This window comes from Moraxella macacae 0408225, from assembly GCF_000320365.1.
Taxonomy (GTDB): Bacteria; Pseudomonadota; Gammaproteobacteria; order Pseudomonadales; family Moraxellaceae; genus Faucicola; species Faucicola macacae.
Window position 1 is genome coordinate 94,881 of record NZ_ANIN01000001.1, and the last position, 23,234, is coordinate 118,114.

At 38.9% G+C, this 23,234-nt stretch carries 22 protein-coding genes; 11 read left to right on the forward strand and 11 right to left on the reverse strand.

Translation table 11 applies throughout. From position 1 onward, the window contains the following. Positions 1-113 precede the first annotated feature (113 nt). On the forward strand, positions 114-1,304 hold the full coding sequence (gene tuf / locus MOMA_RS00395) for an elongation factor Tu (RefSeq protein ID WP_009501205.1): 1,191 nt from the start codon (positions 114-116) through the stop codon (positions 1,302-1,304). A 174-nt stretch (positions 1,305-1,478) separates the two neighbouring features. Here tuf and MOMA_RS00400 read toward each other — a convergent pair whose 3' ends face one another. The 8 genes from MOMA_RS00400 to MOMA_RS00435 all read right to left on the reverse strand — a co-directional run bounded on the left by MOMA_RS00400 (position 1,479) and on the right by MOMA_RS00435 (position 8,619). Further along, the gene (locus MOMA_RS00400; protein WP_009501207.1) at positions 1,479-2,201 is read right to left on the reverse strand and encodes a histidine phosphatase family protein; all 723 of its coding nucleotides are present in this window, start codon (positions 2,199-2,201) and stop codon (positions 1,479-1,481) included. An 82-nt stretch (positions 2,202-2,283) separates the two neighbouring features. Next, a complete protein-coding gene (gene pyrF / locus MOMA_RS00405; protein ID WP_009501208.1) occupies positions 2,284-2,985 on the reverse strand; it encodes an orotidine-5'-phosphate decarboxylase in 702 nt (233 codons plus the stop codon). 72 nt (positions 2,986-3,057) lie between these two features. After that, entirely contained in the window at positions 3,058-3,408 is a 351-nt protein-coding gene (locus MOMA_RS00410) for a lipopolysaccharide assembly protein LapA domain-containing protein (RefSeq protein WP_009501209.1), read from the reverse strand. A 177-nt stretch (positions 3,409-3,585) separates the two neighbouring features. Further along, a complete protein-coding gene (locus MOMA_RS00415) occupies positions 3,586-3,885 on the reverse strand; it encodes an HU family DNA-binding protein (protein WP_009501210.1) in 300 nt (99 codons plus the stop codon). A 340-nt stretch (positions 3,886-4,225) separates the two neighbouring features. Further along, complete coding sequence (rpsA, locus tag MOMA_RS00420; RefSeq protein ID WP_009501211.1) at positions 4,226-5,899, reverse strand: 30S ribosomal protein S1; 1,674 nt, start codon at positions 5,897-5,899, stop codon at positions 4,226-4,228. 182 nt (positions 5,900-6,081) lie between these two features. Next, positions 6,082-6,810 (reverse strand): (d)CMP kinase, encoded by a 729-nt coding sequence (gene cmk / locus MOMA_RS00425; protein ID WP_009501212.1) that lies wholly within the window; start codon positions 6,808-6,810, stop codon positions 6,082-6,084. A 225-nt stretch (positions 6,811-7,035) separates the two neighbouring features. After that, positions 7,036-7,383 carry a PilZ domain-containing protein gene (locus tag MOMA_RS00430; protein WP_009501213.1) on the reverse strand — a complete coding sequence of 116 codons (348 nt, stop codon included), beginning with the start codon at positions 7,381-7,383 and terminating at the stop codon, positions 7,036-7,038. 54 nt (positions 7,384-7,437) lie between these two features. Beyond that, the gene (locus MOMA_RS00435) at positions 7,438-8,619 is read right to left on the reverse strand and encodes a DNA-directed DNA polymerase (protein ID WP_009501214.1); all 1,182 of its coding nucleotides are present in this window, start codon (positions 8,617-8,619) and stop codon (positions 7,438-7,440) included. Positions 8,620-8,835: 216 nt separating this feature from the next. Here MOMA_RS00435 and MOMA_RS00440 point away from each other — a divergent pair, with 216 nt between their 5' ends. From MOMA_RS00440 to MOMA_RS00450, 3 genes are all read left to right on the forward strand, one after another. After that, entirely contained in the window at positions 8,836-11,151 is a 2,316-nt protein-coding gene (locus MOMA_RS00440; RefSeq protein ID WP_009501215.1) for a site-specific recombinase, read from the forward strand. A 46-nt stretch (positions 11,152-11,197) separates the two neighbouring features. Beyond that, a complete protein-coding gene (locus tag MOMA_RS00445; protein ID WP_009501216.1) occupies positions 11,198-12,007 on the forward strand; it encodes a Nif3-like dinuclear metal center hexameric protein in 810 nt (269 codons plus the stop codon). A gap of 985 nt (positions 12,008-12,992) precedes the next feature. Further along, positions 12,993-14,114 carry a transglycosylase SLT domain-containing protein gene (locus MOMA_RS00450; protein WP_227498075.1) on the forward strand — a complete coding sequence of 374 codons (1,122 nt, stop codon included), beginning with the start codon at positions 12,993-12,995 and terminating at the stop codon, positions 14,112-14,114. Positions 14,115-14,225: 111 nt separating this feature from the next. On the opposite strand, the gene MOMA_RS00455 is transcribed toward MOMA_RS00450, so the two are convergent. Genes MOMA_RS00455 through MOMA_RS00465 form a run of 3 tightly spaced genes read right to left on the reverse strand, consistent with a single transcriptional unit; the run spans position 14,226 to position 17,076 of the window. Beyond that, positions 14,226-14,999, reverse strand: coding sequence for a DNA-methyltransferase (locus tag MOMA_RS00455; RefSeq protein ID WP_009501218.1), 774 nt, complete (start codon positions 14,997-14,999; stop codon positions 14,226-14,228). 45 nt (positions 15,000-15,044) lie between these two features. Then, a complete protein-coding gene (locus MOMA_RS00460; RefSeq protein WP_009501219.1) occupies positions 15,045-15,881 on the reverse strand; it encodes a symmetrical bis(5'-nucleosyl)-tetraphosphatase in 837 nt (278 codons plus the stop codon). 19 nt (positions 15,882-15,900) lie between these two features. Then, positions 15,901-17,076: an AI-2E family transporter gene (locus tag MOMA_RS00465; RefSeq protein WP_009501220.1), complete on the reverse strand. Its 1,176-nt coding sequence runs from the start codon at positions 17,074-17,076 to the stop codon at positions 15,901-15,903. Between the two features lie 227 nt (positions 17,077-17,303). On the opposite strand from MOMA_RS00465, the gene purM reads away from it, so the two are divergent. The 7 genes from purM (at position 17,304) to MOMA_RS00500 (ending at position 23,150) form a co-directional block, all read left to right on the forward strand. Further along, complete coding sequence (gene purM, locus MOMA_RS00470) at positions 17,304-18,347, forward strand: phosphoribosylformylglycinamidine cyclo-ligase (RefSeq protein WP_009501221.1); 1,044 nt, start codon at positions 17,304-17,306, stop codon at positions 18,345-18,347. Positions 18,348-18,445: 98 nt separating this feature from the next. Next, the gene (gene purN, locus MOMA_RS00475; protein ID WP_009501222.1) at positions 18,446-19,117 is read left to right on the forward strand and encodes a phosphoribosylglycinamide formyltransferase; all 672 of its coding nucleotides are present in this window, start codon (positions 18,446-18,448) and stop codon (positions 19,115-19,117) included. Between the two features lie 210 nt (positions 19,118-19,327). Then, positions 19,328-19,756 carry a 50S ribosomal protein L13 gene (gene rplM, locus MOMA_RS00480; protein WP_009501223.1) on the forward strand — a complete coding sequence of 143 codons (429 nt, stop codon included), beginning with the start codon at positions 19,328-19,330 and terminating at the stop codon, positions 19,754-19,756. Positions 19,757-19,766: 10 nt separating this feature from the next. Continuing rightward, positions 19,767-20,153: a 30S ribosomal protein S9 gene (gene rpsI, locus MOMA_RS00485; RefSeq protein ID WP_009501224.1), complete on the forward strand. Its 387-nt coding sequence runs from the start codon at positions 19,767-19,769 to the stop codon at positions 20,151-20,153. Positions 20,154-20,607: 454 nt separating this feature from the next. Next, the gene (petA, locus tag MOMA_RS00490) at positions 20,608-21,195 is read left to right on the forward strand and encodes a ubiquinol-cytochrome c reductase iron-sulfur subunit (protein ID WP_009501225.1); all 588 of its coding nucleotides are present in this window, start codon (positions 20,608-20,610) and stop codon (positions 21,193-21,195) included. A gap of 21 nt (positions 21,196-21,216) precedes the next feature. Beyond that, complete coding sequence (locus tag MOMA_RS00495) at positions 21,217-22,434, forward strand: cytochrome b (RefSeq protein WP_202593241.1); 1,218 nt, start codon at positions 21,217-21,219, stop codon at positions 22,432-22,434. Beyond that, positions 22,434-23,150: a cytochrome c1 gene (locus tag MOMA_RS00500; RefSeq protein ID WP_009501227.1), complete on the forward strand. Its 717-nt coding sequence runs from the start codon at positions 22,434-22,436 to the stop codon at positions 23,148-23,150. The genes MOMA_RS00495 and MOMA_RS00500 overlap by 1 nt, the downstream gene beginning before the upstream one ends. Positions 23,151-23,234 lie beyond the last annotated feature (84 nt).

Below are 23,234 nucleotides of genomic sequence, written 5' to 3' on the forward strand. Positions count from 1 at the left end.
AGGGTATTTTTATCCAGTCACTTATTATCATTCACTTATTGACAATTTAGTGATTTGATAAAATAGTGATTTGATAAAATATTAATTATCACCAAATAAAAGAGGATTAAATTATGGCAAAAGCCAAGTTTGAACGTACCAAACCACACGTCAACGTAGGTACTATTGGACACGTTGACCACGGTAAAACCACATTAACCGCAGCGATTGCAACCGTAGCAGCAAAACACAACGGTGGTGAAGCAAAAGACTACGCCTCAATCGACTCAGCACCAGAAGAACGTGCTCGTGGTATCACCATTAACACAGCACACATTGAATACGACACACAAGCACGTCATTACGCCCACGTTGACTGCCCAGGTCATGCTGACTATGTCAAAAACATGATTACTGGTGCCGCTCAAATGGACGGTGCAATTTTGGTTGTATCAGCAACAGACGGTCCAATGCCACAAACTCGTGAACACATTCTATTGTCTCGCCAAGTAGGCGTACCATACATCATGGTATTTTTAAACAAATGCGACATGGTAGATGACGAAGAGTTGCTAGAGCTTGTTGAGATGGAAGTACGTGAATTGTTGTCATCTTATGACTTCCCTGGTGATGACACACCAATCATCAAAGGATCAGCCCTAGAAGCCCTAAACGGCAAAGATGGCAAATACGGTGAACCTGCTATCCTAGAACTACTAGACACATTGGACAGCTACATTCCAGAACCAGAACGTGCCATTGATAAAGCATTCTTAATGCCAATTGAAGATGTATTCTCAATTTCAGGACGTGGTACTGTGGTAACAGGTCGTGTTGAATCAGGTGTTATCAAAGTTGGTGAAGAGATTGAAATTGTTGGTATTAAACCAACCATCAAAACCACCTGTACTGGGGTAGAAATGTTCCGCAAAATGCTTGACGAAGGTCGTGCTGGTGAAAACTGTGGCGTACTATTACGTGGTACAAAACGTGAAGAAGTACAACGTGGACAAGTATTGGCAAAACCAGGTTCAATCAAACCACATACCAAATTTGATGCTGAAGTTTATGTACTAAGCAAAGAAGAAGGCGGACGTCATACCCCATTCTTAAATGGTTACCGCCCACAATTCTACTTCCGTACCACAGACGTAACAGGGGCAATCACCCTACCAGAAGGCACTGAAATGGTTATGCCTGGTGATAACGTTGAAATGGCTGTAGAACTTATCCACCCAATTGCAATGGATCAAGGTTTACGCTTCGCTATCCGCGAGGGTGGTCGTACTGTTGGTGCAGGTGTTGTTGCTAAAGTAACTGAATAACAAGTAACCGAATAACATAGCATCAGCAAAAGCAAAACAAAAAAGTACAAAAACACAAAAAGAGTCGCTAAGGTGGCTCTTTTTTGTGGGTTAATTTTTTTGTAAATTATTAAACCAAACTAAATTATAAATATAGATTTAATTTATAAAGGTATCGGCTTTCTACATTTGCGGTTAATTTGGAATTAAATCCATTAACAACCGGTCATAAATTTTACCACGCCAAATAAAATGCACTTTGGCCTGTGCAAAAGGTTTATCATCAAACCATAAAAACACACCCTCCATCATTTTTGGCCAGTCATTCCAACCAATCTGCCTTACCCCCATCACCACACCTAAAAAAGCCGATAACAAGGTATCATGACTCACCGCCAACAACAAATGTCCATAAGCTGGCTGATGATGATAAAACAAATCCAGTAAATCCAAACCGCCTTGCTTTGGAGATTTTGTGCCAATTAATTCACTTGCCAAAAAACGATTGATAAAATTTAACGCCCCAATCTCTTTAAAAATTTCGCCAACCGCTTCAGGATCGACCACCAAACTTCCTGGTTCAACTAACAACGACTGATGCGACACATTGCGACTTACCCCTGCTCCTTCTTGCATTAAAACCGCCGTATCAATACAACGCTGGATTGGACTGCTGATACTATCAACGTCCATAGAATAGCTTAAATTTTCAGCAAGCCAACGTCCCCACGCTGATGCCAACACGCGGCCACTTGGTGTGAGTGGCAAGGCGTAACTGGCAAAGCCATTTTTATCCGAACGCTCTCGCAATGAATGTCGCGTAAATAAAATTAAGCGAGCATTTTTTGGTAGTAATTTCACCGATTCAATCATGCTTGGTGGCAAATGAGCAGGTGCAGGAGCAACTTTTATACGCATGGTTTGTCAATTTTCTAGGTTTTTGTCTAAGTTTTTGGTTTCGTTTTTGGTTTTTTAAATTTGAGTTTTATCAAACAAATGATTAATGGCTGCCAGAATGTATCGTTGCTAAAATTTGTTGCAATTTTGCAGTTGGATTGGCTGCCTTGGTAATAGAACGCCCAATCACCAAATAATCCGAACCATTGGCAATTGCTTGCACAGGGGTACAAATACGCGTTTGGTCATTATTATCATCATCGGCCAAACGAATGCCTGGCGTTACCAACAAAAAATCTTGGCCACAATGTTGTTTTAAAAATTGGGCCTCTTGAGCAGAACATACCACACCATCAAGTCCTGAGGTTTTGGCTAAACTAGCCAAGCGTTTGACATGATTGTTCAGGCCATCTTGTATTCCAATATCTTGTAAATCTTGCTCCGACATGGAGGTTAACACCGTTACTGCAATCACCAAAGTTTTATAATTTTGCTCTATTAGGCGTTGTTTTAGCGTTTGCATGGCTGTTTTGCCACAACTTGCATGGACATTAGTCATCCATACACCCATATCGGCGGCCGCCAATACCGCTTGGGCGGTGGTATTTGGAATATCGTGAAACTTTAAATCCAAAAAAATCTCAAAATCACGAGCGTGCAACTGTTTGATAATGCCAGCACCATATTTAGTAAACAACTCTTTGCCAACTTTGATGCGACACAAGGCCGGATCAAGGCTATCTACCAATGCCAATGCCTCATACTCATTCATATTATCCAATGCGACCACAATCGGAGAATTCATTTTTATTCCTTATCTTATCGTGTTTATCAAGTTTTAATCATCAAAAATTTTTAATCATTAACATTTTAACCATTAAAGTTGTGGTTGTTTTAAACTTTCAATTGGCAAACCTGTGTCTTGATGTTGGCTTAAATGCTGTTCAAGATTGTTTTGGGTTTGCAATAATTTTTCGCGCGTTTGGCTTAATTCTTTGTTAAGTCGTTGATTTTCCAGTCTAATTTGTACTACTTTAAACAGCATGATGGACAACAACACCCCACCAACCACACCAAGCAAAATACAAATGATTAACAATAAACCCAAATTCATCTGTGGCACTTGACTAAAAATTAAGTTCACTTCTGCTTGATTGTTGTTTACGAGCACCAACATCAATGAATAGGCAAACACAATAAACAGCAAAATCGCAATCAAATAACGCATAAGCTTATCCTTTTTAAAAAACAGCTTTGAAAACGAAAAAAATTACTACTATTAATTACCACTATTATACGGTTTTTCCAAACAAAAGGGCGATTTTTTTATCGCCCTTTGACATTCCTTAATTTTAAGGATACGGTATAACCTTAATACAATAAATTGGTTTTTGGTTGCAAAAACTCAAACACTGCCTTTATTGACCGCTTCACGCAACGCTTTTCCTGGTTTAAAATGAGGAATTGCAGTAGATTCAACAGGAATTTTTTCACCCGTTTTTAGATTGCGTGCGGTTCTTGGTTTGCGATGGTGCAGACTAAAACTACCAAAACCACGCACCTCAACACGCCCATCATTAGCAAGCACATTTGCCATTAAATCAAGCAGTTGTTTTGTTGCCTCTTCAACCGTGGCTTCAGATAATTGACGACATTCAGCTGATAATTTATCAATCAAATCTGACTTGTTAATTACTTTTTCCATAAAACCTCTTTACTCACACACCGTGTTATACAAATATTGCATAAATACTGCAATACACGATGTTATCTTTATTTGATTTTACCAAATGCGATGATTGGCAGAATAATAAAATTATTTGTTGCGAATATATTGTAACCAAACTTTACATTTTATTACGTTATTTGCACATTATAACAAAAGCCAAGCCAATTTACTCTATTTTTTTGATTAGATTACCAAAAAAACGATAAAAAACAACACACAAGCCAAAAATTTATTCATTTTTAGCCATCTCATTCAATAAAAAACGACTAACAGCGTGATGCTTTTAGTCGTTTTTTATTTTTAGCAAAACAAATCGTTATTGATTGTTTTGCTGTTCTTTGATTAAATCACCAATGGTTTTTGGCTGTACATCAGTGTTATTTGCACTCAATGCTTTAATGGCATCGCGCTGTTCTGCTTCGTCTTTGGCTTTAATTGACAAGTTAATTGAGCGCGATCTGCGATCAACCCCTGTAATTTTTGCTTCAACTTCATCGCCTACGTTCAACACAGTAGAGGCGTCTTCTACTTTTTCTTGTTGAATTTCTGATGCACGCAAATAACCCTCAACTTCGTCAGCCAATTGTACTTTTGCACCTTTGGCATCAACTTCGATCACTTTACCTTTAACAATCGCACCGCGTTCATTAGCCGATGCATACTCGTTAAATGGATCGCTGTTAAGTTGTTTAATGCCTAGGCTAATACGGTTATTTTCAGCGTCTACAGACAATACTTGAGCTTCTACGCTATCACCTTTGTTGTAGTTGCGAATCGCTTCTTCGCCGTTTTCAGTCCACGACAAATCTGACAAATGAACCAAACCATCAATACCGCCTTCTAAGCCGATAAAGATACCAAAATCAGTGATTGATTTGATAGTTCCAGTTACTTTGTCATTTTTGCTGTATTTTTTGTCAAACTCTTCCCAAGGATTTGGCATGGTTTGCTTAATACCTAGGCTAATACGACGGAGTTCTTCGTTAATATCCAAAATTTGAACCATGATTTCATCACCCACTTGCACAACTTTTGATGGGTGAATGTTTTTGTTGGTATGATCCATTTCTGAAACGTGAACAAGCCCTTCGATACCGTCTGCAATTTCTGCAAAACAACCGTAATCCATCAAGTTAGTAACACGCGCTTTTACGTTTTTGCCTTTTGGATAGTTGTTTAGCACATCTTGCCATGGATCAGTGCCCAACTGTTTTAAGCCCAAACTTACACGGTTGCGTTCGCGATCAAATTTCAAAACTTTAACTTTTAATTCTTGACCAACTTCCACCACTTCTGATGGGTGCTTAATCCGACGCCACGCCATATCAGTAATGTGCAATAACCCATCAATGCCACCTAAATCAACAAAAGCACCGTAATCAGTTAGGTTTTTCACCACGCCAACAACTTCTTGACCTTCTTCTAAACTTGACAACAATTCTTCACGTTCTGCTGAATTTTCAGCCATCATCACCTCACGGCGACTTACCACAACATTGTTGCGTTTTTGATCCAGTTTAATGATTTTAAACTCAAGCTCTTTGCCCTCAAGATGAGCGGTATCGCGCACCGGACGAGTATCCACAAGCGAACCTGGTAAGAATGCACGCACTGAACCGATGTCAACGGTGAAACCGCCTTTAACTTTACCAGAGATAAGGCCTGTTACAATTTCATTGTTCTCATGGATTTTTTCCAACACACTCCAAGTTTCTACGCGTTTTGCTTTTTCACGTGATAGCAGTGTTTGCCCCATACCGTTGTCAACCGAATCAACAACTACTTGTACTTCATCACCAATCGCTACTTCAAGCTCGCCTGCTTCGTTTAAGAACTCTGTGCGATCAATCACCCCTTCGGATTTTAGACCTGTATCAACGATAATACGGTCAGCGTCAATTGCAACCACTGTACCCGTAATTACCGCACCACGCTCTACTTGAAACGATTTTTGACTTGCTTCAAACAGTTCAGCAAATGATTCCATCATAAAAATTACCTTTATATAGCCGTATCCTGTCCAGCCCAGTACGGTTCAAATGATGACTTTTTACTAACAAATTGCTGGTTTTGGTGTTAATAAAAAATCAAAAATTCTATAAGCATTGTTAAAAAAACAACGGTTAAAGTTAAAAACAACGGTTAAAAATAGTTGTTAAAAACCATAAAAAATCAGTGCGTTAAACCTCGCTGCTGACACAATTGCCAAACTTGTGCAAACACTTGATTGGCGTCCATGAATGAACTGTCAATCACAATTGCATCTGTGGCAGGTTTGGCCGGAGCTATCTTGCGTCCACTGTCTCTGTCATCGCGTGCGATAATTTGTGTCAAAATTTCGCTAAAATCAGCAGGCTTTCCTGTTTGTAACAACTGCTTTGTTCGGCGCTTGGCTCGTGATTTGGCCGATGCAATCAGATAAATTTTTAATATTGCATCAGGAAATACCACCGTTCCCATATCTCGCCCATCAGCAACCAAACCCTTAACCCCAACCGCCATATTTTTTTGCAAATCCAACAAGGCCATACGCACTTTGGCAAAAACCGCCACTTTAGATGCATATTCACCGACTTTTTCGCTGCGAATAACCTCACTAATGTCTTGTTGATTGACAATCACGCGAATATGTTCAAAATTGGCTTTGTCAAAACAAATGTCAAGGCTTTTGGTTAATTGAGCCAACGCATCTTCATTTGGTGCATCTGGCGAATCTTCATTTAATAAGCCTTGTTGATAAGCCATAAAGCCCACGATCCGATACAAAGCCCCTGAATCTAATATTTGGTAGTTTAGTTCGTGAGCCAAACGAGCGGTTAACGTACCTTTACCCGAACCGCTTGGACCGTCAATGGTGATGATTGGCGTTGTTGTTGGCGTGGTTTGAGATTGATTTGGCATTAATGAATTGGCTGTGATTGGTTAAATTTAAACAAATATGGGTTTTTAAATCAATGCTTTTAAATAAATGTTTTTTAAATGTTTTTAAACGAATATGGCTTTATGCGTTAAAATTTTGCAAAAATTGCTAAAAATTATACTATGCTAGCATAATTTTTAGCAATTGGCAAATTTTTATTGCACAACAAAATACAAAATTTTTAATAAAAAACTTTTAATACAAAATTATAACGTAAACGTTGGTTTTTCCGACTCCAATTGCCCTGCCAATAAACGTTCAATTTCGTTTTTGATGCGTAAACCCGCCTCATCTTTACCCAATTGCAACGCATAGCCTGCAGGGCGGTTGCCTTGTGAACGGTGATGTACCCATACCACTTTGCCATTTAAGGGCATACGATTGCTGCTGCCTGGTAGCGTAATGGTTACGAAAGTCTGTACGCCCATTGCTTGCTCTTGATTGCTTGGTACAAAAATCGCACCGTTTTGCATATAAGGCATATAACAAGCGTAAAGTTTTTCAACAGTATCATAATTAATCGTGGTAATACCACCACGGGCCGGCATTGCCATAAGATTTTCCTTATTTACAACAAAATTGAGAATATTTAACAAATTGCGTGTATTTTAACACATTTGTAAAGCATTTATTAGCTTATCATAACATAATTTATCTTGGATATGTTGCCGTCTGTCGAGCCAAATTTGATTAATCACATTTTGCAAATGTAAAATCGCCCTTAAATCAGGTTTTGGCTGTAATTTGTCAAATTGAATGTCTGTCTGTGCTACTGGCAAATCGTTGCAATAATTGCCAATTTCAAGCAACATAAGCTGAGATAAATACAAAAAATCACTTAAACTTAAAGTTTTTTGCCAATAATCGCTGGCTTGAATCACGCCACGACTGGCGGAACGCACCGCTTGCCAACTGTTAAGCCAAATTTGGCGCTGCTGATACCATTCACTATACAGCATGTCCATTGCCACAAATGGGGCAAATCCTGACATTTGGTTCACTTGCTTTAAATCAAATAGATCAAAATCACTTGGATCGACGTTAGCCAAACGCTGCTGCATAAAATCCAACGATTGTTTAGGATTGATATCGCTTACATTAAAAAATTGTAGCCTTGAACGAACGGTTGGCAACAACTGTGAGGGCGTATCGCTAATCAAAAATAAAAGCACATTGGGTGCAGGCTCTTCTAGAGTTTTTAACAAGGCATTGCTTGCTCCAAGCGTCATGCTATCGGCTTGATGAATCACAACCATGCGTATACCATCACTGGATTGTTGTACAAACGGTTGCATTTGGCGAATGTCGTCAATTTTGATTAAGGCTGAGTGTTGATGCGTAGGACTTTGGTCTTGTAATTGATTGGTTTTTTTTGGTTTTTTGTCTATCTCACTGACAGCAAGCGGTGGAATTTGATACAAGTTAGGGTGCGTATTGGCAAGCAACCATTGACAACTTTCGCATTTGCCACAAGCGGTATCGATATTTGATTTTTGTTGGCAAAAAGCCCAAGCCACAAAACGATAGACAAACGCTCGCTTGCCCGTCCCTGCGTTGCCAGCAATTAACAGTGCATGTGGCAATTTAACCCCATCGTTAAAATGCTCGGTAAAATATTGCCAAGTGGTGCGTTGCCAAGGCAATAGGTCATCAAACAACCAGTTTTTTATCACGGTTTGATCAACAGGATCGATTGGGTGATACACGGTTGAATCTTTTGGCTTGTTGTTTGATGATAAGTTTGATGGTAAGTTTGGTGATGGGTTTGATGAGTTTGGTGCGTTTGTCATAAAATTTAAGGTGATAACATTCAAATAGGTGATAACATTCAAATAATTGTGTAAACATCGGTTATTTAATCATAGTTTGTTGCAAAAAAATAGTAGATTTTTCACAAAAAGTAGATTAAATTTGCATTTTTTATACTAACCACACAATCATTTGCATGCAATTTTATGTCAAAATAACAATTTATGCCAAAACAATTGTGCAAAAGGTGATGAATTTTGAGTGAATTGTTCAAAAAATTAGAATACAATCAATTAGATAACATGAATTTATCGTTGCATGATGTCCTGCGACGTGAATTGTCTCGCATTTTGCAAAGTATCGAAACCGAAAAAGAAATCCCTGATATTACACTGTTTAAACGCTTGTTGGATCATTTACGCGAAAATTCCGATGACGAAATTTCCGCCAATCAACACATGTTTATTTTTATTCGGCTGTTGCGCGATAATCCAAATTGGGCGGACGGCTTGTGTGTGTTTTTGTTAAATTTAATTGGCAATTACCGACAAACGGTTGTTTTTACCGATATGGGCGTATTGTCAGATGCAAGTTTTTTATCCCAGTTTCATGCCTTGCTCGGTCAAAGAATATTACCGCCTGTACCTGATGACAAAGATTTGATTTCGTTGTTTCATTTGTTGTTTGAGGGCGAAACCCGCGATTGGATTGAGCTTGTCAATCAACGTTCGTGGCTTGAGCTTGTCATTTTATTAAACCCTCCTGCAGGCACAGAAAAAGCAGTTGATCAGTTAAAATTAAACATTTTAAAATCCATTACCATTTTATCACATAGAATTAGCGGTATTGGACTACATGCTGATATGATAAAAGTATTTCCAAGTGCATTAGCCAATCAAAATACCTTTATTGAGTTAACGCATGAAGTGCGTGAATTTGTGCAACATTACGAAGCCAATCATTTATCCCAAAATCAGCAAAGTTTGCCAATGATTGCCGCCGATAGTTGCCAAATCTTTGTGCTAACCGATCAATCACAAAAGATTTTGCAAAGCATACGCAGACGCATTCACAAAACAGGGATTACCATTCGCACCACCAATATTTTGGTTCGGTTGGAGCAAAATATTGAACGCTTAGAATTGTTGTTAACCGTGTTATCCTCAGACAAAAACCGCCAAAAAAAAGCATTGGTAGAGCTTATTCACACACTGTATGAAGGATCGTACAGTCGCAGCAGTTTTAAGTATTTGTTTGGCATTAATACTGCCCTACTTTCGCGTAAAGTTACCGAAAATGCCAGTAAAGTCGGTGAGCATTATATCAGCACTGACAAAAAAGGCTATCACAAAATGTATAAAAAAGCCGGGGTTGGAGGCTTGCTTATCGGTTTTATGGCAACCTTAAAAATCTTTGCTTCGCATTTGGATATTGCCCTGTTTGGCATTGCGTTTATTTATAGCATGATTTATGGCTTAGGCTTTGTTTTTATTCATATTATTGGCGGTACGGTAGCAACCAAACAACCTGCAATGACTGCAGCGGCAATTGCCTCAACCATTTCTGAAACCACTGGCCGTAAAGCAGAACAAATGACCAAATTGGCTGAATTGGTGGTGGATATTTTACGCACCCAATTTATTGCAATTATGGGAAATGTGTCAATTGCAATGCCAATTGCGTTAATCATTTCGCTGTTTTGGTTTTATGTACTGGGAGAGCCACTTGCCTCCATCAAAAAATCAGATTATCTGTTGCATGAATTAAACCCATTTACCTCGCTTGCGGTATTTCATGCAGCAATTGCAGGGGTGTATTTGTACATATCAGGGTTAATTGCAGGTTATTATGACAATTTGGCGGTGCATAGTCGCATCGGTGATCGTCTGCGTGCCCATCCAAAACTCAAAACCTATCTTAGTCCGATTCGCTTAGAAAAACTTAGCGGTTTTGTGGAAAGCAATTTGGGTGCGATTATGAGTAATTTTTTATTTGGCGTGTTTTTAGGCAGTACAGGCACGATTGGCATTATTTTGGGTTTGCCCTTAGACATTCGTCATATTGCATTTTCATCGGCAAATTTTATCCACGGCGTGTTTAATATGTATGCCAATACAGGATTGTTGCCTGATATCGGTATTATTTTGGTAAGTTTGCTCGGTGTGATTGTGATTGGCATGATTAACCTTATGGTGAGTTTTTCGTTGGCATTGATTACCGCCTTGCGCGCCAGAAATGTTAGAATTTTTGAATGGAAATATCTGTTTGGTTTGGTTGCATCGCATTTGGTTAGTCAACCGTCTGACTTTTTTATTCCGCGTAAAGAACCAATGAAATACGCCTTGATTGACAATGATGGCAATGTGATTTATCACGATGACAAAATCGAAAAAAATCATTTTGAAAAACCTGAAAACAAAACGGATCTAAGCCCTGCAGAAAAACTGGCAAAAGTAGAAAAACTTAGCCAAGATGAAATTAACGAGAAAAAACAAGCCATTAAAGAAAAAGCGGTAGAAAAAATATTGGATAACATCAGTCCAAGCGACACGGCCAACAAACTACCAAAATAAACAATTCACCAGAATAAACAATTCACCAACATAAACGAAAATAACAATGTCAAACAACTTTCAATCTTTAAAAACACCACTTGCAACAACACCAAACACCATTCAACCAACCAAACTGGCCAGTTATTTAGATGAATTACTGTCTGTCAACGAGTTTCAAGACTATTGTCCAAACGGCCTACAAGTAGACGCCAATACACCGATCAGTCATATTGTTACAGGCGTGAGTGCCAGCTTGGCCTTGATTGAACAGGCAATTGAAAAACATGCCGAGGCTATTTTGGTACATCACGGCTATTTTTGGAAAGGCGAGGCTGCCGTGCTAACTGGCATGAAAGGCAAGCGTATTCGCGGTTTGTTACAACACAATATTTCACTGCTTGCGTATCATTTACCGCTTGATGCCCATCCGATTTTTGGCAACAACGCCCAGTTGGCACACGCCCTTGATTTAACCCTTGATGAAGCACTCTATCCTGATGAAAAACACCCCATTGGCAACATTTGTAACCTGAAAACACCGATAAAAACCACTGATTTTTGCCAAAAAATTCAGCAAGTATTAGGCAAAAAACCGCTGCATTTGGTCGGTGGCAACTCAACTTTATCACGCATTGGCATTTGCACAGGAGCCGCCCAAGACATGCTGGAACAAGCAGCCAAACAAGGCTGTGATGCCTATCTGTCAGGCGAGGTATCCGAACGCACAACGCACATAGCACGCGAACTTGGTATTGACTATTTTGCCTGTGGGCATCATGCCACTGAACGAGGGGGCGTACAAGCATTAGGCAATTATATCCAACAAAATTTTGGTATTAAAGTCAGTTTTGTTGACATTGATAATCCTGTTTAATCAATTATTTTTATTAATTTAATCAATTATAATCAAGCACAACCCTTTGATTTTTAAATTTTTTTAATCAAACAACCTTGCAAAAATTGTTGCAAAACAAGCCCTACTTCACAAAATTTACGCAAATTTACATGACGGCTGATTAATTTTGTAATAAAATATGTCTAATTATGTATTGCCATGCTTTGCCAAGCTAGCGCATGACATACGTTGACAGACGTTAAATTTTATTTTTGGGTATGTTTGGTTATTATTTGAAACAATTGATTGAAACAATTGATTGAAACAAACAACTGATTTAAACACCGATAACCGACGGTTACATCAAAACAGGCTTAATACAACAAAAATAAGGCAAAATGCCTTGATGAACCAACCAAACGCAACTTCCCAAAAACCGACCGTAATACGGTTTTATATTGTTTGATACGATGGTTTTTTACTTGATGTAAGAAATTATCAACGTCCTAGGTTTAAAAAGAGATAGCCAGTTTTATCTCTTTTTTTAGCGTTTATATGGTAACGACCTATTGATGAGAACCTTTTTGAATAGTTGTAATTATTAAATCATTGTGTTTTAAATAAACCTTAACAAACCTTGCTAACATTTTTATCAAACCAAGCAAGTTTACCAAATCAAGCAGGATTTAATAATTTCAAAAATGTGTTCATGAACCGTTTTCATTTGGCATAGTTCAACCGTATTTAATTTAACGCTCACAACGTGTGTGTGCAACTGGAGCTACACATGCAACCAATTTTTATCGACCAAATTGACCGTTTGTCTTTAAAAAGGACATCGTCAATTTCATTAACAACCTTAAATCTAAAACAACATCAATTTATTTTAACAACCAGCCAGATCGGTAACAATCGTCTAGCAAATACAACCAAACCTAAAAACACTTTTCATAAATTTTTTAAAATCAAATCATGGCTAAAACTATTTGGCGTGTTAAGTTTTGTCTTGCCACTTGGTTATTTTATGACGTCCAATGCTGGGAGTTTGGATAAAGCCTTGTTTACACCCGTTCACTCTGAAACAAACGCAAGCATTAACAATGATTTAGAACAAATCATTGTTAATGACACGCTGACCGTTGCCACCTCAAATGATAGCAGTCTGTATTTTGGTGAAGACGGTTATGAACATGGTTTTGGAGTAGATGTGATGCGTGGCTATACCGATAAACTTGGCGTTACCCTAAATACCATCGTTGCAGCCAATGACAGCGATGCGTTAAATTTGGTAAAAACAGGACAAGCGGATGTAGCCTTAACCACAGCTTACCCGTCCAATTTTGACAAAATCAGCAAAACAGACACGCAAACAGCACAATTTAACCACATTCACTTAAGCTGTGGACAAGATTATTTATCCTCACATGGGCTAAACCAACAAATTAGCCTACAAGTGCCAAGCAGCAGTACAAAACTTAGCAAAAGTGCCAATGAGTTTTTGTGCGATAGCAATGTCATTAGCACCAATCAGCGTTTGGCAGAGTTTTATACGCAAAACGTGTTTGACAATGATTATAGCGAACAAAAGTTTGCCAAAGTTATGCAAACCAATTTACCAAATTACAAAACCGCTTTTCAAAACAATGCCAAAAAACACGATTTAGACTGGGAATTATTGGTTGCTATGGGTTATCAAGAATCACAACTTAATCCGCTTGCCATATCACCAACTGGGGTGCGTGGCTTGATGATGTTAACCAATGATACCGCCGATGCAATGGGGGTTACTGACCGCATTAATCCAAATCAAAGCATTCATGGTGGTGCAAAATATTTTAACCAAATCCAACAAATGTTTGGTGATATACCAGGAAGCGATCGCATTTGGTTTGCACTGGCATCGTATAATATGGGGCCACAAGCGGTAAAAAATATCCAAGCCAACCTTAACCAACAAGGTAAAAATGGCAACAGTTGGGCACAGGTATATCGCTATATGGCAGAACATCGCAACAGCAACCGCCGTTATGTGCAATGTATGCACTACGTTACCAACATTCGTGGTTTTTTAGAAACGTTAAAATTGGGTAATCCAAACAGTGCTAATGACAGTTTTAATGATAACTTAATGGTAAAAGTGTCTTAGCCGTTTTTTGGCTTTTATAGCAATAGCCTGATTGTTTTTGGGTGGTTGTTTGCCAAACAATAAAACCAAGTTTGATAATAAGCCAATAGCTTGGTTTTTTAGTTTGTATTGCTAGATGTATTGGTATAAATTATTGGCAAAATCTACATACTCTTTATTTTTTTCACAACCAATAAAATTTCTACCTAATTTTTTTGCGACAATTGCTGTTGTGCCAGAACCCATAAAACAATCCATGATTAAATCATTGGGATTAGAACTAGCCTTAATAATTCGTTCAATTAAATCATGCGGTTTTGGCGTAATATGATTTAATTTTACCACTTTACCATTTACTTTTGCTTTATGCCTTTGGCTGCTAAAATGCCATACTTCGCCACACAATCTGCCGTTTGCATTTGGAAACCAACGCTTACCATTTTTAAGTATACCTTTTTCTTTGGCATGATTTATTCTTTCGGTGCTTTCATAAGGCACGCGAATATCATTAAAATTAAAAGTGTGATTTTTGGATTTGGTGAAAAATAAGATTGTCTCCTGTCCTGTTGAATAGCGTCTTTTTGCCGCCCCCATACCGTCTCGTTTATCCCATGTTATCCAATTTTGAAAAATCATGCCTTGTGAAACAAGATATTGACATAAAAAAGCACTATTAAATGGCGTATTAAAAACATACAGCGAACCACTGGGTTTTAATTTAGCAATTGCTTTATCAAGCCATTGATAACTAAAATTTAAAAAACTTTCATGATTTTCAAAACTATCCCAATCTGCTTTATTCATATTATAAGGCGGATCAGCAATAATCAAATCAATGCTATTGTTATCTAATTTTTCCAAAAAATCCATACAATCCATATGATGGATTTTATTGATTTTAAGCATTTATCAATCCTATAGAAATGAGTTAGCAATTGATAATAAAAACCATCAACCAAGATAGCCTTTACAATTTTGGCAAAAAGTTTGCTCATCACCGAGCCGATAAGCCATCAACGCCCCATTCCACACACAACCGGCATCCAAGGATCGCACCGTATCGGTTGCAACTTTGGCTTTTAGCCCCGCCCAATGTCCAAACAAAATTTTACGCTCTCTGGTTACCTGCCAATCAAACCATGCTCGATAGCCATTTGGCATTTTATCATCAAGGGTGGATTTAAAGCCAAACTCCAACGTACCGTCCTGTTGGCATAAACGCATACGGGTAAAATAATTGCAAATTTGACGCATCCGCTCATAACCCAGCAGATCTGGCGACCATTTTTCCTCATCATTACCATACAAATTTGGCAACAACCGATCCAAATGCCAAAGACTGCCTTGTAGTTGGTTTTGTAATTCATTGGCATAAAGTTTAGCCTGATCGATCGTCCAATTTGGCGGAATGCCAGCATGAACCAACACGGTTTTGTCATCAGGAAAATGCAACAAAGGCTGAAAACGCAACCAGTTTAACAATTCATCACAATCATCTGCCTCAAAAATCGCCCAAGTTTTGTCTTTTTTCTTGATTTTTGACACACCGCGCCACACAGCAATTAAGTTGATATCATGATTGCCCAGTACAGTATCAGCGCAGCCTTGATCTGACAAGCGTTTCACCAAGCGTAACGCCGCCAACGAATCTTCACCGCGAGCCACGATATCCCCTGCAAACCATAGTTTGTCTTGTTCTTCATCAAATTCAATGCGTTTTAGTAATGCCAACAAATCAGTATAGCAGCCTTGAATATCACCGATGACATATTGATGACGAAAATACATAAATCACCTGTTTTGATTTTTAAGAATCAGGATTGTTAGCAGAATTGTTGACAGGGTTGTTGGCAACATCATTGACAATTAGCACATGTTGTTGATGGCTTTTTGTATTATGGTTATTCTTATAATAATCGCTACGAATATACCATTGAAACACATGACGAGCAAATACATTTAACACCGCCGCCACAGGCAAAGCAATAAGCATGCCAGTAATTCCCATTAAACTTGCCCCTGCCAAAACCGAAAAAATCACCCAAAGTGGCGATAGCCCAATTTTATCACCGAGCAATAACGGCTGTAAAATATAACCCTCTACCGCTTGTCCTACCATAAACGCCCCAACAATCATGCCAAATTTTACCCAATCAAGCCCAAACTGAAAAAACCCTGCAATAATCGCCGCCACAAATCCTATGATAAAACCCAAATACGGTACAAAACTTGCAATTCCCGCCGCCATACCAATAATCAAGCCCACTTTTAACCCAATCAATTGTAGTTGCACCGCATACACAATTCCAAGCAACACCATAACCAAAAATTGTCCTTTGACAAAGGACATCAAAGCCTCATCGCTTTCTTTGGCAATTTGGCTAACTTTTTGCAAATACGGACGTGGCACTGCATTTTTCCAAAATCGCAAGCGTTCGTCCCAATTATACACAAAGTAAAAGGTTAAAATTGGAATTAACACCAACATACCAAATACATTGGCAATATTCATACCTTGTAAAAACAGTTTGTCAAACAACGATTTTGCATCGTTTGCACTGTAATGTTGTTGTGCGTATTCCAACAGGCCTGTTGACCAATATTTTAACGTAACGGTTGGCATTTTTATCGAGAAATTTTGACGCACCCAACCGCGAGCTGTATTATTATACCAATCAATCATCGAGGGCACGGACAACCAAAACGACTGGGCTTGCTCCCAAACAAGCGGAATCAGCCACCAAAGAGCAACCAACACCCCAAAACCTACGCCAAAATACACAAGTAAAATCGCCAACCAACGGCGAATACGCAACATTTTATGTAATTTTGTAACCATAGGGTTTAGCAAATACGCAAGCACAAATGCCACCAAAAACGGTACAATCACCATATTTAACCGATAAATGACGTACAAAAAAACACCCAACGTTGTTAAAACAAATAAACGGTAAAAAAAGGGGTCAAATTGACGTGATTGCATGCTAAAATTCCTTAAAGTTATAAGTCGGTTTATTGTAACGTTTTTTTTTAAAATAGCCAGTAGAAAAGCAACAAAGCAAACAATTTTTTTGTAAAATTTAACAACGTTTTGGCAAAATTTTGGGTATAATGTTGTTAATTTTTATCCGTTATTTTTAAGCAATCGTTGTTCACAAATTATCAATCTTAAAAAATTATCAATCTTAAGAAAATTTATAGAGGATTATTATGAGTTTAAACCAATCATTAAGTTATAAAGATGCAGGCGTGGATATTGATGCAGGTGAAGAGCTTGTTTCTCGCATTAAATCTGTCGCCAAAGCTACTTTGCGTTCTGAAGTCATCGGTGGTTTGGGCGGATTTGGAGCGTTATGTCGCATTCCACAAGGCTATAAATCACCGCTGCTTGTATCTGGTACGGACGGTGTTGGCACAAAATTAAAACTTGCTTTGGCATTAAACCAACACGATACCATCGGTCAAGATTTGGTTGCTATGTGTGTCAATGATTTATTGGTATGCGGTGCAGAGCCGTTATTTTTCTTAGATTATTATGCCACTGGCAAATTAGATGTAGATGTCGCCGAATCTGTGATTAAAGGCATAGGCGATGGTTGTAAACTTGCAAACTGTGCGTTAATTGGTGGTGAAACTGCAGAAATGCCCGGCGTTTATCACGATAATGACTATGATTTGGCGGGTTTTTGTGTGGGCGTGGTTGAAGAAACTGAAATCATCACAGGCAAAAACGTTGCCAAAGATGATATCTTAATCGGCATCGCATCAAGTGGTGTGCATTCTAATGGCTACTCACTTGTGCGTAAGATCATTGAAATATCAAACACAGATCTAGCCTGTGAAACACTGGACAAAAAACCGCTAAAAGATCTGCTGCTCGCTCCAACCAAAATCTACGTCAAATCCATTCAAAACTTGCAAAAAACCCTTGGCAATGCCAACATTCATGCAATGGCACACATTACTGGCGGCGGTTTGACAGAAAATCTGCCACGCGTATTGCCAACCGAACTTGCCGCCCAAATTGAGCTAGCCTCTTGGCAATTTCCACCCATTTTTAAATGGCTGCAAGAAAAAGGCAATATCACACTTATGGAAATGGTACGCACCTTTAACTGTGGTGTGGGTTTTGTGGTTGTTGTGCCTTGTGAAAAAGCCGATGAGGCCATTAAACTGTTAAACAACAGTGGCGAAACCGCTTGGCAATTAGGCAAAATCATTGAAAGAAACGACACTGCTGTGGTTTATCAATAAATAAACCCAACCGTCTATAAATTTTTTTAACCTTGATTGTTAATGTTAATTTGTTAATGTTAATTGTTAACGTTAACTTTATAACCGATTAAAAAATAATGAACAAAAATCCCTTAAAAATCGCCGTACTTGTCTCTGGCAATGGCAGTAATTTACAAGTTTTGATTGATAAACAATTAAACAAAACTTTAAATATTGACATTGTTGGTGTCATTAGCAATAAACCTTGTGCTTATGCACTCACGCGTGCCAAAACCGCCAATATCCCAACAGTCATTATTGACAAAGATAGCAATGGCAAAAAACACACGCGTGTTGGTTTTGAAACCCATGCACTCCAAATTTTGAAGCAGTGGCAACCTGATTTGGTAATATTAGCCGGTTTTATGAAAATCTTAACACCGCTATTTATTCATGGTGTAACCATTGATCTAAATATTGCCATGATAAATCTGCACCCATCGCTGTTGCCAATGTATAAAGGCTTGGACACACATCGGCGCATCTTAAAATCAGGTGAAAACCATCACGGTTGCTCGGTGCATTTGGTAACCACAGAACTGGACTCAGGGCAAGTCATCGCCCAAGCGGTTACGCCGGTTATGCACAGCGAAAACCGCGATGCACTGCAGCAAAGAATTCATAAACTGGAACACCAACTATTGCCCATGGTGGTAAATTTATTTGCCGAACGGATTTTAATGTTTAACCAACAACAGTTAACCAACAAAATAGGCATAAATTTGCCCTTAAAATTGTTTTTTGACTAAGTTTATTTTGGTTACGTTTGGTTGCTTTTTCAGCTGCTGTCTAATCAAAATAAGCCAAAAGTTCATTAAAATTAGCCAAAAGATTAAAAAAAACGCCTTGACATCTTGCAACTTATTGACAGAACACCTATAATAACCGTTCTAATTTTGAGAGCCCTCGTTTCCCAGACATTCACTCTCAACTATTAACTTACATTAAGGTTTTTAAACATGAAAACTATCAGTGCTAAACCACATGAAGTGACTCACGATTGGTATATCGTTGACGCTGAAGGTAAAACGCTTGGTCGCCTAGCGAGCGAAATTGCATCTCGCTTACGTGGTAAGCATAAGCCCTCATACACACCACATGTTGATACAGGTGATTATATCGTTGTTATCAATGCTGACAAAATTGCCGTAACTGGCAAAAAAGCCCAAGATAAAAAATATTATCGCCACACAGGCTATCCAGGTGGTATCAAAGAAACCAACTTTACCAAACTGCTTGCACACAAACCAGAAGACGTTTTGCACAAAGCTGTTAAAGGCATGTTACCAAAAGGTCCATTGGGTTACGCGATGATTAAAAAGTTAAAATTATACTCAGGTACTGAGCACCCTCATACCGCTCAACAACCTCAAGTATTAGACATCTAAGGAGCAGCACATGGAACGCAACTACGGTACAGGTCGTCGTAAAACTTCAACAGCACGTGTGTTTTTATCAGCAGGTTCTGGTAAAATCGTTGTAAATGGCAAACCATTAGATGAATATTTTGGTCGCGAAACGTCTGTGATGGTCGTTCGCCAACCTTTACAATTGCTTGATTCTGCGGATAAATATGATATCTATGTTACTGTAAAAGGTGGCGGTATCAATGGTCAAGCAGGTGCTATTCGCCACGGTATCACGCGTGCATTAATTGAATCTGACGAAACATTAAAGCCAGCATTAAAAGAATCTGGTTTTATAACTCGTGATGCTCGTGAAGTTGAACGTAAAAAATTGGGTCTGCGCAAAGCTCGCAAACGTCCACAATACTCAAAACGTTAATTTTAGATCCGTTTTGTATGGATTTTTTACAAAAAAGCCCTTGTTTTTGCAAGGGCTTTTTTTATTTTTCATTTTGCAATTTATTTTATGTAAAAAATAGCTTAAAATAAGCACAATTTGTAAAGTTTAGGTAAAGCAACAGTAGCATTTAATCGCTAAGTGTTTTAAAATAGCCGTATAAACATTGTGGTTTTAATTGATGTTTTTCATCTTTTTTGATTAATGTTGGCTTTTCATTATTTTGTTTTCATGATTTTGTGTTTTCATGATTTTGGATGCGTTAGCATTATTTTTGACTGGGTATTTACATCAATTTTAAATGGTCTTGACCTATCTTGCGATTGTTTCCAATTCCACAGCCAATTTAGTAGCCATTAGTGTCGCCATGTTCTGCGTATAATAGTGTAAGCTATTTTGCATAATGGTATGAAACATTAATTTGGAGGAAGTATTAATGAGCCATGCTGAGGGCGTTGATTTAAAACGCCGTAGAGTATTAATCGCATCAACTGCCGCGATGGGGGCAGTGGGTGTTGCAGCGGTTGCAACACCGTTTGTTCGTTCTTGGTTTCCAAGTGCAAAAGCCGAAGCGGCCGGTGCACCGGTTACTCAAGATATTAGCCGTATTGATGACGGACAAATGGTGGTTGTGAAGTATCGCGGTAAGCCCATCTATATTGTCAAACGCACCAAAGAGATGATGGACGGGTTAACAAAAGTTGAAAGCAGTTTGGTCGATCCAAATTCTGAAAGCTCTTTGCAACCTGAGTATTGTAAAAACCAATCTCGCTCTAAAGACAATTCTGAAGTACTGGTTTGTGAAGGTGTGTGTACGCATTTGGGATGCGCTCCTACATTCCGCCCTGAAGTGGGCGCGGCTGATTTGGGCGGTAACAGTTGGTTTGGTGGTTTTTTCTGCCCATGTCATGGTTCAAAATATGATTTGGCGGGTCGTGTATTTACCAGCATGCCTGCTCCGCGCAATTTGCCAATCCCCGAGTACAATTTAAGCGGTACGATTTTAACGGTAGGAGTGGCTTAAATGAGTATGGGAAAAAAATTAATGAACTGGGTAGATGCCAGATTCCCTGCGACTGAAACCTACGAATACCATATGTCAAAGTACTACGCACCAAAGAATTTTAACTTTTGGTATTTCTTTGGTGTGCTATCCATGGTGGTATTGGTCAATCAGTTGGTAACTGGGATTTGGCTAACCATGATGTTTAACCCCAGTGCTGAAGGGGCATTTGCCTCGGTTGAATACATCATGCGTGATGTAGAAGGCGGCTGGTTGATCCGCTACATGCACTCAACGGGAGCATCGGCGTTTTTTGTCGTGGTGTATTTACATATGTTCCGCGGTCTGCTCTATGGTTCGTATAAAAAACCGCGCGAGCTTGTGTGGATTATCGGTATGGGTATTTATCTGTGCTTGATGGCAGAAGGTTTCTTTGGTTACTTGTTACCTTGGGGCAATATGTCATTTTGGGGTGCTCAGGTTATTTTAAACTTGCCTGCTGCTATTCCATTTATCGGTGATGCGTTGGGTGAATGGGTAAAAGGCGACTACATTATTTCTGGTATCACATTAAATCGTTTTTTTGCTCTACACGTTGTGGCAATTCCATTGATTTTGGTAGGTTTGGTATTTGTGCATTTGGTTGCACTGCACCATGTTGGTTCAAACAACCCAGATGGTATTGACATCAAAAAATTAAAAGACAAAAATGGCGTGCCACTAGACGGCGTTGCATTTCACCCCTACTACACTGTGCATGACTTGGTAGGCATTGTGGTGTTTTTTATGGTGTTCTTTGCTGTGGTATTTTTCTTCCCAGAAGGAGGTGGATATTTCCTTGAACCACCAAACTTTGAAGCTGCCAACCCACTGAAAACCCCAGATCACATTGCACCTGTTTGGTATTATACGCCCTTTTATGCAATGTTGCGTGCAACCCCTTCTATGTTCGGATCTGCTCTGCCTGGTGTCGTCGTCATGGGTGCTTCAATTGCTATCTTATTTGTACTGCCTTGGCTTGATAAATCCCCTGTGCGTTCCATTCGTTACAAAGGTATTTTGTCAAAAATCGCTTTGGTTATTTTTGTCATTAGCTTTTTAATCTTAGGCTATTTGGGCGTTATTCCATCAAGTGATTTGGCAACTTTAATTGCACGTATTTGCACTGTTTTGTATTTCTTGTTTTTCTTATTGATGCCAGTTTATACATCAATGGAAACTTGCAAACAGCCACCTGAACGCGTTACTGGAGGTCACTAATGAAAGCATTAAATCACATTTTCGCTGGATTGGGGCTTGCAATCGCAATGGGTTTAACCGCTACAACAGCACAAGCATCAGGCGGTCATGGCTGTGGCACATACAAAGACATTGAAGGTAAAGAACAAACCCTTCACTGCGAATCTGCCCCTGTGGATTTAACCAATAAAGCGTCCATTCAACGTGGTGCATCTATGTTTATGAGTTATTGTGCAGGCTGTCATACCGCTCAATACGTGCGTTACTCAAAAATGTATAAAGATTTGGATATTCCAAAAGAATTGGTAGAAAAATACTTGATGTTAACCACCGATCAAGTGGGCGATCACATCACGGCCAAAATTGACCCAGAATTACAAGGCCAATGGTTTGGTGCCGCCCCACCCGATCTATCCTTAGAAACACGCCTGCGTGGCAACGATTGGGTTTATACCTATTTGTTGGCGTTCTATGAAGATCCGGGGCGTCCTTGGGGTGCAAACAACATTGTACTGCCAAACGTCGCCATGCCACATGTATTGCATGACATGCAAATCAACACCTCAAAAGAACAATACCGCCAAAACATCGGTGATATCGTAAACTTTATGGCGTGGATGGCAGAACCTGTCGCCCACCAACGTAAAATTTATGGTTTTTGGGTATTGTTGTTCTTAGCTGCGTTATTTATTCCAGTGTATTTGTTAAACAAAGAATTTTGGAAAGATGTCAAATAGTCTTAAACAAAACAAATCTTAAACAAAACCTTATCACAAAAAAGGCAACAAACGGTTGCCTTTTTTGTTTTTAACAACAATTGG